The following is a 13,924-nucleotide window of genomic DNA, read 5'->3' on the forward strand; positions in this document are numbered from 1 at the left end:
CATGCCGCTTGCCTGCTCCCGTGCGAGGAGGCTGAAGTCGTGTGGGCCTCGTTCACCGCTGTTGTTCGAGTCTTTCCGCTTCGTCCGCGCTGATGTCCGAATTGATGACATCCTGCAGGTCGCCGTCAAGAACTTGGTCGAGATTGTAGGCCTTGTAGCCCGTGCGATGATCGACGATTCGATTTTCCGGGAAGTTGTATGTGCGGATGCGCTCGGAACGATCCAGCGAACGAACCTGGGAGTGGCGCATATCCGCCGCTTCCGCAGCGTCCTGCTCATGCTTCATCGCCAGCAGTCTTGACTTGAGCACACGCAGGGCGGCCTGGCGGTTCTGGATCTGGGACTTCTGATCCTGCATGCTCACCACGATTCCTGTTGGGATGTGGGTCATGCGCACTGCCGAATATGTGGTGTTCACAGATTGGCCGCCGGGGCCTGAGCTCATGAAGATATCGATTTTGAGGTCCTTGGCATCGACCTCGACCTCGTCATCATCCTCATCGGCTTCGGGGAATACAATCACACCGGCCGCGGATGTCTGGATGCGTCCCTGGGATTCGGTTACCGGAACACGCTGGACGCGATGCACGCCGCCCTCGTACTTCAGGCTTGCCCAGACGCCGTCGGCGGGGGCTACGTTGCCTTTGGCACGTATAGCGAGCTGGATGTCCTTGATGCCGCCGAGTTCGGTGGTGTTCTCGTTCATCACTTCGGTGGACCACCCGCGTTTCTCGGTGTAACGCGTATACATTCTCAGCAGATCGCCTGCGAAGAGTGCGGCCTCCTCGCCGCCGCTTCCCGCCTTGATCTCCATGATCGTATTGCGTGAATCATCGGGGTCGCGGGGAATCAAGGCCGTGCGCAGCTTTTCGGTGATTGCCGGGATCTCGGCTTCGAGGCGTTTGGCCTCCTGTGCGAAGTCGCTGTCCTCCGAGGCCATCTCCTGCGCGGCCTCATAGTCGTCAAGCAGGTTGGTGTATTCGCGGTAGATGCTGACGATGGAACCAAGTTCCGCATGACGGCGGCCGAGTTTGCGCATGGCATTGGGGTCGGAGGCGACCTCGGGATCGCTCATCTGCTGCTCTATGCGCTGGTACTCACTCAGCGCGGTAGCTGCGGCGGGAAATTGTTCATCGGACGGCACTCTTGACCTCTTCTTCGATCAGATATCGCTGTACATATAAAAAAACGCCAGCCCCATTTCGGGCATGACGGGCATGCCCTGTTAGGGTCTGGCGTAGGAAAGCTACTTGGTCTTCTTGCCGTAACGGGCTTCGAAGCGTGCAACACGGCCACCCGTGTCGAGGATCTTCTGCTTGCCGGTATAGAAGGGATGGCACTTCGAGCACACATCAACGGTCATGTGATCGCCTGCTGCTGTGGAGCGCGTGACAAAGCTGTTGCCGCATGAGCACAGCACTTCTACTGCGTGATATTCAGGATGGATACCCTGCTTCATGGTTACTCCTAGGGGTTCGAGGGAACCGGGTCGCCTTGTCCTTGTAACAGACGTGAACCGGAACCTCCGAGATTATACGTCGCGGGCGGGATTTGCGCCTCAGGCTCAGCATTGCGGGTGCCGAAACAGGGTCCGGACGACCGCCGCTTCAGCGCTGGACCGGCTGTCCGCTGTAAATCTCAAAGCCTGCGGAGACGGGTATGTTTTCCCCGGTGATCGGACTGGACTCATCCGATGCCAGGAAATACATGGTCCGCGCGATATCCTCCGGATGGACCAGTCTGCCCAGAGGGCTCGCCTGGGTGAATTCATCGATGACTGATTGGGGGTTGCTGTTGAACATCGGTGTGAGCGTCGGCCCGGGATTCACGTTATTCACGCGGATGCCATAGGCCCCATAGTCAAGGGCCATCGCACGCACCAGATTCACGACCGCGCCCTTGGCTGCGTTATAAACAGCCATGTTGTAATCCCCTTGCAGGCCGGAGATCGACGAGGTGTTGACGATCGTTCCTGATTTACGTTCCATCATCTCCGGCACGAATGCCTTGGTCGTCAGGAAAATCGACTTCACATCGGTTGCCATGACCCGGTCCCAGGTGCTTTCGTCGAGTTCATGGACCGCGCCCTTGGCAAAAATGCCCGCGTTGTTGATCACGCTGTCGACATGATCGAATGCGCGGTGCGTGGCCTGAGCGAGATTGTCGACAGATTCGGTGCTGGAAACATCACACTGTTGGAACGCCACGCGTTCGGGAGTGTATTGCTTCGACAATTCCTGATACACCTGCTCACCCAAAGAGCCATTGAAATCGGCCATCATGACATTCCAACCGTTGCTCAGGAACTGCTTCGAGGCGCTTAAGCCAATACCCGATACCGATCCTGTGATTACGACCGTGTTATTCATATCCTGCCTCTATCCCGTTCCGCATAGCCTGACTGTGTCACATCCGGCTGTGCAAAGTTTGATCCTCGTATCGCATCTGAACCACGGTGACATCCGAAAGGCACGGGCATTCATGCGCTGAGCCGTTGCCAACGCTCGAACTGTACCGGTGCCTTCCGGAATGGCACTACGAAAAACACCGTAATGCCGTCGTTTGACGTATGGATTCCACGGATCGGGTTCCGGGGGGTTTCGGGTGCCCGGCATACTTGCGGACCGCTGCCGCCATACGGGTGCATGAAGGCCATGTGATCGTCGAAGATTACGCCTGCCGACATTCATCGGGGCATGCATGCCCTTCGGCGATACCGAGGTGTGCGCCGAAGAATTCGAGTGTGGTCTTCCACGCCCGGGCGCACTCCTGTGCGTTCGTATGCCATAGTGCCGATGGATACCGAGGGTTCGGCATCCACGGGATCGTCAGCATATGGCCGACGGATGTGCACGGTACGGCGATGGTCGGGTAGCCGATATCATTGGCGACCCGTCTTTCCGACAATGCGCGCATCGAAGCGAATGCGGGCCATATCTCATCATGTGTGGAGGCGAACATCAGCAGCGGAGCCTTGATGTTCTCGGATTCGATAGCGCAGGGCAACGCCGTCGATGCTGGATGGTGAAGGGAATCGTTGGAAGGATTGCGCTTGAGCAGATCATGGATGCCGAACTTCCTGTATGCGAGTTCCTTTCCGCGCCAGGTCCACGATGAACCGCGCGAAGGCATGCGGCCTTTGATCCCTTCGAGGACTTGAGCCGAAGGCGAGTTGGCCACGACCGCCGCAATGCCTGGAATTCTTTGGGCCGCGGCCAAGGCCATTTCTGCTCCCTTCGAACGTCCGTACAGGCCGATGTGCCCTGCGTCGATGTCGTCACGTTGAGACAGGTATTCCAGCGCCCGCTCCACGATCTCCAGAGCTATGCCGTCGAGATTTTCAGCCAAACCTTCGGCGTGAAAGTAGCCTATGGCAAGAGCCGCGAAGCCGTGGCTGCAGAGCATCTGGGCAATATTCCGCGCCTTGTCGCTGCCGCCCTCACTGCCGCTCAACACCATAATCGCCGGGGCTTTGATGCTGCCAGGATGGTACAGGACGCCACGGTAATCCTGGCCTTGCACGGGGATGATGCGGCTCTGCTCGGTCAGATAGTTTCGGCGTATCTCCTTGTCGCATAACACCGCGCCTTCATGCATCGCGCGAAGATGCAGCGTGAAGCCTCTTGCCGGCAGAGGGGATTGCGGAGTGCGGGGCGCGGCGTTCTGTACCGGAGACAGACAGTAGAGCAGACCCATCGGGTGCAGTCCGGTAAAGCTTCCCGAGAGTGAGGGGTCGGTGCACATATCGATCGTTCCCTCGTTGTCGCTGAGATATTGCGCCTGGGCGCGCCAGGGGAGACCGGATTGCTGCACGGGGACGTTGATGCAGTAATACGGTGTGCTTGTCTGAGCCTCCACGGTTATCAGCCTGTTCGGCGGCAGATGATGCAGGCTGATCGATATTTCCTGGTCGGCAGGACTGGTCGAGTGGTCGACTTGAATGTACGGCCTGTCGTTGTTGGTCGCGCTCATGCCACATCACCCTTATCATTCGCGTCTTGCGCGGTATCGTCTTCGATTCTTGCCGTGGTGTTGTCGGAGAGCCATAGCCCGCTGTCCCAGACCTCCTCCAACTGACCCATCAGCACGTCAACCGATTGCAAGAACTCCGGTGGATATCGTTCCAGAACGGATTCGACGAGTTGCGACAGCGAGGCCAGTCTTTCGACGCGCTGAGTGTGGATGCGAATGCCTTGTCGCGTCAAAGAGACAACGACCCTATGCCCGCTGTCCGCCGTGTGCTTTGAGGCCAGGCTCATTGAGGTGAGACGTTTGACCATCTGGAAGGAGGCGCTGCGGGACTGATTGAGCGCTTCGGATAATTGGGCGAGGCTGGTATCGGGGTTTTGGGCTATGCAATCCAGCATGCGGACCTCCGCAAGGCTGAGCGTGATGCCGTCGTAGGTATGCTGCCTGTTGCCTAAGCGTTGATATGCGGACAGAAACCCGAAGAGCCGTTCACTCATATCGGATAAGGGCGGTGTGCGATCTTGCATGTTAAGCAGCTTAACATACGATGCTGACCATTTGCCTGGGACGTGGTGTCATACGCTTCCACTGGCTCGGATGGCTGCCTCGACAAAGGTGCGGAACACCCTCCCAAACCAGAACGCGCGAGATCAATGATTCAGGAGATGGATGGTGTAACGGAAGTGCGGTGTGGGGGGGTGATGGATCCGCAGTATCGAGATTGGAAGGCCTGTGGCTGAAACGCGTGCAGATGCGATGGGACTTCGATGTTCAATTCCCCACGGCATCATGGAGAAGAGTCGGTGCCATGACGGCGGTGCCAAAGAAATGCTTCTAGTAGTTAATTCTGAGGTTCTGGGGAAGGATGTCGTAAAGCACCCAGAGATAGTCGACAACGACATTCACCACCACGGCAATTACGGCGAACATGATCACGGTGACCAGCAGGCCCTTTCCGGCATCCCTGCCGCGGCGCGTGCGCATGGAGGTAACGGCCAGGGCGATGATGGCCGGAATCATCGTGGGGACAAGAAGAGCCCACAGCGTCAGAGTGTGCTGCATCAGAAGAGAGGGGCCCGCATTGAGGTTGTTGATGGGGTAGAGGAACTGCGCCAGCATGACCGCGGTCATTGATAACAGACATATGGCGACGGTCAGCCAAGCGAAGATTCGGACTTTAGGTGCGATGGTAAACACTGCCATATTCCAGCTCTCATACACAGGATGCTCGGAGCTTTTCCGGGATGCCACATCTATCAACAGTGTAAGCAAGCTCAATGGATGCATGTCCGGCAAATAAGCTGAGTCCACCCGTCCGGCAGTTGAGCATACCCTGAACAGCTTCAGGGGAAATGCTTCCTCTGGCATGGACCGGTGACGCATGGTAAACACCCGTAACTCAAAGTGGGTACTCAGCGGTTCCTGGTATTCGCTGATATTCCGGATGCGGTGACATCATGATGGTATGAGTCGTGCGCGGCGGGAGTGATTCTTGCGAATGTGAGCATCGAGCATGGTTCGACACAATAGGTCGATTGAAGGAATGTGAGTGATATGGAGCACGGCGACGACGGCGAGGATTGGTCACCGATTCCCCTCAGGAACGTCATCCAAGGTCATCTGACGATTGCGACATTGATGCTTCCGCTGTATCTGCTTGCATCCTGGCTCGTCGGGTTGGTCCTTACCGATGGGGCCATTCCCTTTGAGACGCTGTTCATCGTGGTTGTCGTCTCCGCACTGGTGAGTGCGGTTCCGAATGCATGCATATTGCATGTGCTCTCGGTGCGTGAGCGTACTGATTCTCCGGGTCGTTGGTATCTGGGGCTTCAGGCCGTCTGCTTGGCTTGCATAGCTTGCCTGGGAATGTTGCTGGCGCCGCATGCGGGGTGGTCGGCGTTGGGGGTTGGCCTTGTTATGGGGATTGTGAATCTGTCGGTGAATCTGCTGATGGAGCCCAGGGAGCCTTTGAGCAGGCAAGAGGTCGCGGAGAAGATGGAAGAGACCGGTCGAATGACCCGGGAGGTTTTCGCCGAGGAAATATCCCATGTGCATGACGAGCGGCGGCGCAGACTCGATGAAGTCAACCGGAAGCATGGCGTCGACAAGCTCCACTAGCTAATCCAGCACGGTCGCGTTCCCGGTGGCACGGGGCTGGAATCATGATGAGAGCTGGTGCGGAAATGAGAAAACCGCGGCCGCTGATGTGCGGCCACGGTTCGTAGTGGGGCCTCAGGGGCTTGAACCCTGGACCGAACGATTATGAGTCGTTTGCTCTAACCGACTGAGCTAAGGCCCCGATTGGCATGAAACCAACTTAGCTATGGTAGCAAAGCCCATCAACCATGCAAACGCGGTGTCATGCCCCGCCCATCTCATCTTTTGCCCCGTCGGTCACCAAGGCGTGGCATCGTTCATCACCGCGATCAGGGGACAGGCCGCTGTAGCACCGTATACGTTGTGCACGATGCGCGCCTGTGCGGCCGTATGCCCCGTGATCGCCCGATACAGCCGTATGCCCCGTGATCGCTCGCAACGAGCCGGGAAAAGGAAAACCTGGCTTTTCAACGACTTCGGAGCCGGTGCAACGCTTCAGTCGCTGACGCCGCGAACGGCGCGGCCTGATGCGAATTTGTCGAGTGCGCCGGTTTTGGCGATGGCCAGGTACAGGTGCCAGCTCATCACGCCGCCGATGAGTACGCCGCCGATGATCTCGCAGATCATATGGATGATGCCGCGTGGGCTGAGCAGTGCGACACCCTGGTATTGGAAGAAGAGCAGATAGAATCCGTATTCGATGGCAACCAGGAATCCTGAAAGCGCTGCAACCCCAAGCGTCCATCGTTTGTAAAGGAATATGGCGAAGGCGATTTCGGCGAAGAGTCCTTGCAAAGCGGCGGAAACGAAGACGAAACCGAACGAGAACTGGTTACCCAGCAGCATCTCGACCGCGCTTCCCACCAGATTCACGAATATCGCGGCTCCGGGCTTGCGGATGATCAGCAGTGCAAGGGGCCCCGAGAAGTACCAGACCGCATGGAACAGGCTTCCCAAACCGGGAAGTATGGCTGCCATCATCGGGAACAGCCATGCGGATATGTAGTTGAAGCCCCAGAACACCAATCCGCAGGCAACGCCGATGGCAGCGGAGACGGCGATATCCATCGGCCTCCATTGCAGCGTTGTACGTGTTCGTGTGGCAATGTGATCTTGTGTTGTTGTGTTCATGGATATCCGCTCCTCGGAGGGTTGCTTGCGCATTGCATTGTCTTGTGTATTTGGAAACAACGCTCCTTGACCTGCGCAGTCGGGCGGGAGCGCCGAGCAATACTGTATCAGCGCCCGACAATGCTCTTTCGCAGTTGCCCATTTACCAGTGAAATCGCCCTATCGTGGCCGCTGCTTCTCGAAACACCGCAGCAATGGCACAATAGAACGCGAGACTTTGACGCGAGAATTCAACACGGATCTTTGTAATGGCGGTATCAGGCACGCAATGACGGGAATGGCGGCAGTGGAACAGATGGCGAATCGCAGCTCTGGGAGAGTGAGGACGATCAGTCCGGAGACTCTGGACTTGGCCGCAGAGCTCATACGGCGCGGGGAGGTGATCGTCATCCCGACCGATACGGTCTACGGCGTGGCTTGTGATCCTTTTAACGCCAAAGCGATCGAAGGTATATTCGCCGCCAAGCATCGCCCGCATACGAAGGCCTTGCAGGTATTGCTGCCTTCGGTGGCATCGATAGCAGAGCTTGGTCTTCGATTGCCTGACCCCTTGGGAATCCTCGCAGATGCATTCCTGCCCGGTCCCTTCTCCCCGATCTGTGAAGCGGATGAGCATTGCAGCCTGGCAACGGTCCGTATCGATGACGGCAGCCGCACCCAAGGGGTGAGGGTCCCCGATTCCGATGATTCACGTCGCCTGCTGGAGGCGACAGGCCCTCTTGCGGCATCCAGCGCGAATCGTTCGGGTCTGCCCAGCGCCCAAACCGCGCAGCAGGCTTATGAGCAGCTGGGGGATTCGGTGGCCTTGTACATCGACGCAGGTCCGACCCCCGGGCCGGTCGCCAGTACCGTTGTGGCCGCTTCCGCCGATGGGGAAGATGGCATCGCATTGCTGCGTGAGGGAGTGATCTCCGCGCAGGCCGTGCATGCGGCGATACGCGAGGCTGCGCATGCAAGCGGACGTCCCGGACAAGGGAATCAACGCTTATGAGGGTTTATCTGTTCATTGCGGCCATCGCAGGGGGTGCGACATGGCTGGTGACCCCGCTGGTCAGGCATCTGGCGATACGCATAGGAGCCGTCGGTCAGGTGCGTTCACGCGATGTGCATACGGTGCCCACGCCCCGCATGGGTGGTGTCGCGATGATGATCGGTTTCGCGGTTTCGCTGCTCTTCGCCAGTCGTGTCCCCTTCATCAGTGGCCTCTTCGATTCAAGCAACCAGGCCTGGGTGATTCTTGGCGGGGCGGTGTTGATCTGTCTGTTGGGCGTTGCGGATGATCTCTGGGATCTGGATTGGATGTTGAAACTCGGTGGTCAGCTGCTGATATCCGTATTGGTTTCGTGGGGTGGGGTGCAGATCATCTCCCTGCCGCTGGGCTCACTGGTGACCGCTTCCCCGAGCCTGTCGATGGCGATTACCGCATTCCTGATCGTGGCCTCGATCAACGCGGTGAATTTCGTTGATGGTTTGGATGGCCTGGCCGCGGGCATCGTCGCCATCGGTGGTATCGCCTTCGCCATCTACTCGTACATCATTGCGAGAACCTCACCGAGTTACGCTTCGATGGCGACGCTGATCGACGTGGCCCTGGTCGGCATCTGCGTCGGCTTCATCCTGCATAACTGGCATCCCGCCAAGCTGTTCATGGGTGACTCCGGTTCGATGCTCCTCGGCTACATCATCACCTGCGCATCCATTGTGATGACGGGAAGGCTTGATCCCGTTTCCATCCACACCAGCATCTATCTTCCGGTCTTCATGCCGATTCTGCTGCCCGTGCTGGTGCTCTTTCTGCCCGTTCTTGATATGTGCCTCGCGGTGGTGCGCAGGGTCAGTCACGGGCAATCACCGATGCACCCGGATAGGATGCATCTTCACCACCGGATGCTGAAAATCGGGCATTCCGTGCGTTCCGCGGTGCTTATTCTCTGGGGCTGGGCCGCACTCATAGCCTTCGGCTCAATCATGATTCTCTTCTTTGAAGCGGAATGGGTGGCGATTGGTTTCGCGGTCGCCTCCGTATTGCTCACCGTCGCCACCTCGTACCCTTATTACCGGCGTCGGATTCCCGAGATCAGAGCGGAAAACGCCGCCCTCGCGGCAGCCAGACGACGCGAACGGGCGGGCAGACAGGAATCCGAGCGCATCGCGCCGGATACATCCGAGAGGAATCCGTCATCTTCGGCCGACGATGGTTTGAGACCTCCCTCCCCGCAGACGGAGGGCAAGGGTATGCGGAGTCGAAGCCTCGAAGAACCGGGTGCGGAAGCGAATGATGCGAACGCCCGAGGGGTGGATAGGCAAGGGATGGATAAGCAGGGAGCGGATGAGCAGGGATCCCGGCAAGGCTGACTGTGTTTGCCGGACTGTATTTGCCGGGCCATGCCTGTCGAATCGTGCTTCTCGAATCGTGCCGAAGAGATGACAGTCGCCCGCTGAATGCGCCTCTGGTGTCGCCGCGGCCGGTGTGATGCCGCCGTCAGCATATCCCGAAGAGACCGCGTGCTCTCAACGCCCTGCAGGGTGATGCTCCGCTGCGCTCCGTATGCATATGGGGCACCGCTTCCGAAGAGGAGGCATGAAATTATGCCGGCGGCGTGTCGCCACGTCAATAACCGAATATACAGTGGCTCTATGGAAACTTTTACTGCTAAAAATTCCGATTCCCATTATTCCCCGGTCCCACCAATATTCGAGAAGCTCGGTTTGGCATATGACGATGTGCTGCTGCTTCCCAATGAGTCCGACGTCATCCCCTCCGAGGTCGACACCACTTCGCGTCTCACCCGTGAGATTTCAGTGAAGTCTCCTGTCCTCTCCGCTGCTATGGATACCGTGACCGAAGCCCAGATGGCCATTGCGATGGCCCGTAACGGTGGCATTGGTGTGCTGCACCGCAACCTCAGCATCGAAGACCAGGCCAATCAGGTCGATGTGGTCAAGCGCAGCGAGTCGGGAATGATTTCCGATCCTCTGACGGTCACCCCGGACGCCACGCTTACTGATCTCGACAAGCTTTGCGCCGCCTACCATGTCTCCGGCCTCCCCGTTGTGGACAGCGAGGATCGTCTGGTCGGCATCATCACCAACCGTGACATGCGTTTCGTCAATCCTGAGGATTACGACCGCCTCAAGGTCCGCGACATCATGACCAAGGAGGGCCTGATCACCGGCCCCGCGAACATCTCGAAAGAGGATGCCCACAGGCTGCTGGCCCAGAACAAGGTCGAGAAGCTGCCCCTGGTCGATGAGCACGGCAAGCTCGCCGGTCTGATCACCGTCAAGGACTTCGTGAAGACCGAACAGTATCCTGACGCGACGAAGGACGACCAGGGCAGGTTGCGGGTCGCTGCCGGTGTCGGTTTCTTCGGCGACGCATGGCAGCGCATCACGGCGCTCGCGGATGCCGGTGTCGATGTGCTGGTTGTCGATACGGCCCACGGCCACGCCAAGCTGATGCTTGACATGATCAAGCGCATCAAGTCGGATCACGCCTTCGACGGCGTGCAGATCATGGGTGGCAACATCGCGACGCGTGAAGGCGCACAGGCCCTGATCGATGCCGGTGTGGATGCCGTCAAGGTCGGTGTTGGCCCGGGATCCATCTGCACCACGCGTGTGGTCGCCGGTGTGGGTGTTCCCCAGCTCACCGCGGTTTATGATTCAAGCCTCGCATGCCGGGCGGCCGGCGTGCCGCTGGTGGCCGACGGTGGCATCCACTACTCGGGCGACATCGCCAAGGCCCTCGTCGCAGGCGCCGATACGGTGATGCTCGGCGGTCTGCTCGCGGGAACCGATGAGGCTCCGGGCGAGAAGGTGCTGCTGCATGGCAAGCAGTACAAGGTCTACCGTGGCATGGGATCGCTCGGTGCGATGGCTCCGCGCGGCAAGAAGAGCTACTCGAAGGACCGCTACTTCCAGGCCGATGTGACCAGCAACGATAAGGTCATCCCGGAGGGCGTCGAAGGCGAAGTGCCGTATCGCGGGCCGCTGAACTACGTGCTGTACGAACTCGTCGGCGGACTCCATCAGACGATGTTCTACACCGGTGCTCGCACGATCGAAGAGCTCAAGGCCAAGGGACGTTTCATCCGTATCACCGATGCGGGTCTGCGCGAATCCCATCCTCACGACATCGTGATGACGAAGGAAGCCCCGAACTACACCGGTTTCCACGACTGATCGATAGCTCCTCGGCATTCCGGGAAAGTGTGCGTATCCGTACACGACGCGCTGGCAACGGCGTTGCTCGTATGCGGATGCGCACACTTTCGCATATGTGTGCGGTGATGTCCTGCTGATGCCGGATATAACGGCCCTCGGATGCGTGGTCGTTGCTCGGGGGTAGGTTGAAGAGTTCGGCAGACGGACATATTGCCAAAGCAGCATGTGCTTACCCAGGACATGGTTTGGCGATAGAACAGTGTCAAGGAATTATTGAAAGGTGTGCACGCATATGTCCAACACAGAGGATCTGACGCTCAGCACTGAGGATTCACGGTTAATCTGGATCGACTGCGAGATGACGGGTCTGGATATCTTCCACGACGAGTTGTGCGAGGTATCGGTCGTCCCCACGGATTTCAACATGAAGGTTTTGGACCCCGGCATCGATTTGGTGATCAAGCCCTCGGACGAGTCGCTGGCGCAGATGAATGACTTCGTGCGTCATATGCACACATCCTCAGGTCTGGTCGAGGAGATGAAGCAAGGTCTGGCACTCGCAGAGGCGCAACGTCAGGTCATCGAGTACGTCACCCCCTTCCTGCCGGCAAAAGGCAAGGCTCATCTTGCCGGCAATTCGGTCGGTTCGGACAAGAAGTTCCTCGACCGTTTCATGCCGAATCTGATGGCGAAACTGCATTACCGTGTGATCGACGTGAGCACGCTCAAGGAGCTTTCGCGCCGTTGGTACCCATCCGTCTACAACAACAAGCCGGCGAAGCATGGCGGGCACCGCGCGTTGGCGGATATCATCGAGTCCATCGATGAACTGCGCTACTACCGTGAGGCCTTCTTCGTGCCGACCCCCGGGCCGGACGAGCAGCGGTCGAAGGACATCGCCGCACAGGTCGAATCCACAAGCCTGCTGCGCAGCTATGAGAGCGAGGGCGCACCCGTCGAGGACGCCGCAACGCCGGAGAAGATCGACTACTAGTCTCAGCCTCCAGTCTGGCAGGGCGGACAGCGCCGTTGTAGCAGCCGGCGCCGCCGCCGTGCCACGTCATGCCGGGCTGTTCATCATCGGAGGAGCCGCGTGCGCGGGTATTCGAAAGTATGTACGACACTCGTGGCACGATGATGGGCATGCGGCAATCAGATGCGTTGACCATCCTCAAGGCGGGAGCCAATGTCTTCCTTACCGGTGCTCCAGGCGCCGGTAAGACCTATGTGCTGAACGAATTCGTCAACGGTGCGAGGCGCGCCGGGGCCTCCGTGGCGGTTACGGCTTCCACGGGCATCGACTCGACGCATATCAACGGGCAGACCATCCATTCCTGGAGCGGTTTGGGCGTGGCGACCTGTCTGAGTGAAGAGTTGCTGAAACGCATCCGCACCAGACGCAAACGTCAGATATCCGGAAGCGATGTTCTCGTCATCGATGAGGTCTCGATGATGCACGCCTGGTTGTTCGATATGGTCGACGAGGTCTGCAGAAGCATCCGGCACAGTCCGGAGCCTTTCGGTGGCCTGCAAGTGGTGCTCTCCGGGGACTTCTTTCAGCTCCCGCCCGTGAGCCGTTCCGGCCGCAACACCGATATGCTGATGCCCAGTGAGGAATTCGAGCGTTCCAGACGGCGCTACGCCGATGCGGGCAAGGATCCGGAAGGTTTCATCACCGAATCGCTGGTCTGGGATGCCCTGGACCCCGTCATCTGCTACCTCACCGAACAGCACCGTCAGGATGACGGGCAGCTGCTGACCGTGCTCACCGATATACGGGATGGCTCGGTAAGCCAGGAGGACCATGACGTGCTGGCCTCACGTTTGGGGAAGATGCCGGCCGACAATGAGGTATCGGTCAATCTCTTTCCCGTCAATCGGCAGGCGGACAGTCTCAACGATCTGAAACTCTCGCAGATCGCTGATGCCCCTCACCATTACCATGCCGAATCCGCCGGTTCCGCCCAACTGGTCGAGCGTCTGAAAAAGAATATGCTCGCGCCCGAAGACCTGACCCTGAAAACAGGCGCCGCCGTTATGGCTCTGCGCAATGATCAGGATCATCAGTACGTCAACGGCTCGATCGGCAAGGTCCGAGGCTTCGTTCAGGAGAACAAGGGCGGCTGGCCGATTGTGGAGTTCGAGAACGGCAATATCGTCACGATGAAACCCGCCGCTTGGGAGATGATGGACGGCGAGAGCGTCCTGGCTTCGGTGAATCAGGTGCCCTTGCGTTGCGCGTGGGCAATCACCATCCATAAGTCACAGGGCATGACCCTCGATCGGGCCGTGATGGATCTGCGACGAACCTTCGCCCCGGGCATGGGATATGTGGCGTTATCCCGTGTAGAGGCCCTCGACGGCCTGTACCTCAGCGGCATCAACGAAAGGGCCTTCATGGTCTCGCCCGATGCGGTGCTGTTGGACTCCCGTCTGCGCGAGGATTCCAAAGCGGCTTCGGCCCGACTCGCGGGGGAGGGCAGCGCTTCCTTCTCGAAGGCGGAGCTGCATCAGCAGGAGGACGAATTCACGCAGGACGGCTTGTTCTGACCCATTCCCG

Annotated in this window: 12 protein-coding genes, 1 tRNA gene and 1 pseudogene; 6 read left to right on the forward strand and 8 right to left on the reverse strand. The window is 58.6% G+C overall.

Annotated features, from left to right (window positions below; all coding sequences use genetic code 11):
* Window positions 1-52 precede the first annotated feature (52 nt).
* The 6 genes from prfA to BPSY_RS11700 form a co-directional block, all read right to left on the reverse strand.
* Window positions 53-1,144 (reverse strand): peptide chain release factor 1, encoded by a 1,092-nt coding sequence (gene prfA / locus BPSY_RS05870; RefSeq protein ID WP_033495132.1) that lies wholly within the window; start codon window positions 1,142-1,144, stop codon window positions 53-55.
* A 102-nt stretch (window positions 1,145-1,246) separates the two neighbouring features.
* A complete protein-coding gene (rpmE, locus tag BPSY_RS05875; protein ID WP_033495134.1) occupies window positions 1,247-1,459 on the reverse strand; it encodes a 50S ribosomal protein L31 in 213 nt (70 codons plus the stop codon).
* Between the two features lie 148 nt (window positions 1,460-1,607).
* Entirely contained in the window at window positions 1,608-2,369 is a 762-nt protein-coding gene (locus tag BPSY_RS05880) for an SDR family NAD(P)-dependent oxidoreductase (protein ID WP_033495136.1), read from the reverse strand.
* A gap of 301 nt (window positions 2,370-2,670) precedes the next feature.
* Window positions 2,671-3,972 carry an acyl-CoA thioesterase/BAAT N-terminal domain-containing protein gene (locus BPSY_RS05885; protein ID WP_033495138.1) on the reverse strand — a complete coding sequence of 434 codons (1,302 nt, stop codon included), beginning with the start codon at window positions 3,970-3,972 and terminating at the stop codon, window positions 2,671-2,673.
* The gene (locus BPSY_RS11030) at window positions 3,969-4,466 is read right to left on the reverse strand and encodes a winged helix-turn-helix transcriptional regulator (RefSeq protein WP_051921751.1); all 498 of its coding nucleotides are present in this window, start codon (window positions 4,464-4,466) and stop codon (window positions 3,969-3,971) included. The genes BPSY_RS05885 and BPSY_RS11030 overlap by 4 nt, the downstream gene beginning before the upstream one ends.
* A 337-nt stretch (window positions 4,467-4,803) precedes the next feature.
* A complete protein-coding gene (locus tag BPSY_RS11700; protein WP_162178441.1) occupies window positions 4,804-5,100 on the reverse strand; it encodes a hypothetical protein in 297 nt (98 codons plus the stop codon).
* A gap of 414 nt (window positions 5,101-5,514) precedes the next feature.
* Here BPSY_RS11700 and BPSY_RS05910 point away from each other — a divergent pair, with 414 nt between their 5' ends.
* Complete coding sequence (locus tag BPSY_RS05910) at window positions 5,515-6,087, forward strand: hypothetical protein (RefSeq protein ID WP_152596779.1); 573 nt, start codon at window positions 5,515-5,517, stop codon at window positions 6,085-6,087.
* 107 nt (window positions 6,088-6,194) lie between these two features.
* Here the strand turns inward: BPSY_RS05910 and BPSY_RS05915 are convergent.
* Window positions 6,195-6,268: transfer RNA gene (locus BPSY_RS05915), tRNA-Ile, on the reverse strand.
* A gap of 293 nt (window positions 6,269-6,561) precedes the next feature.
* A complete protein-coding gene (locus BPSY_RS05920; RefSeq protein ID WP_033495173.1) occupies window positions 6,562-7,197 on the reverse strand; it encodes an ECF transporter S component in 636 nt (211 codons plus the stop codon).
* A 268-nt stretch (window positions 7,198-7,465) separates the two neighbouring features.
* Here BPSY_RS05920 and BPSY_RS05925 point away from each other — a divergent pair, with 268 nt between their 5' ends.
* The 5 genes and pseudogenes from BPSY_RS05925 (at window position 7,466) to BPSY_RS05945 (ending at window position 13,914) form a co-directional block, all read left to right on the forward strand.
* Window positions 7,466-8,188: an L-threonylcarbamoyladenylate synthase gene (locus BPSY_RS05925; RefSeq protein ID WP_238556815.1), complete on the forward strand. Its 723-nt coding sequence runs from the start codon at window positions 7,466-7,468 to the stop codon at window positions 8,186-8,188.
* A pseudogene (locus BPSY_RS05930) lies at window positions 8,185-9,295 on the forward strand (MraY family glycosyltransferase); the annotation flags it as partial. The gene BPSY_RS05925 and the pseudogene BPSY_RS05930, both read left to right, overlap by 4 nt.
* Before the next feature lie 539 nt (window positions 9,296-9,834).
* On the forward strand, window positions 9,835-11,382 hold the full coding sequence (gene guaB / locus BPSY_RS05935) for an IMP dehydrogenase (RefSeq protein ID WP_033495145.1): 1,548 nt from the start codon (window positions 9,835-9,837) through the stop codon (window positions 11,380-11,382).
* A gap of 274 nt (window positions 11,383-11,656) precedes the next feature.
* Window positions 11,657-12,358, forward strand: coding sequence for an oligoribonuclease (gene orn / locus BPSY_RS05940; RefSeq protein WP_033495147.1), 702 nt, complete (start codon window positions 11,657-11,659; stop codon window positions 12,356-12,358).
* Window positions 12,359-12,507: 149 nt separating this feature from the next.
* A complete protein-coding gene (locus BPSY_RS05945; RefSeq protein ID WP_033495189.1) occupies window positions 12,508-13,914 on the forward strand; it encodes a PIF1 family DEAD/DEAH box helicase in 1,407 nt (468 codons plus the stop codon).
* Window positions 13,915-13,924: the final 10 nt, after the last annotated feature.

Origin of the sequence: Bifidobacterium psychraerophilum (genome assembly GCF_000741705.1) — a bacterium.
Taxonomy (GTDB): Bacteria; Actinomycetota; Actinomycetes; order Actinomycetales; family Bifidobacteriaceae; genus Bombiscardovia; species Bombiscardovia psychraerophila.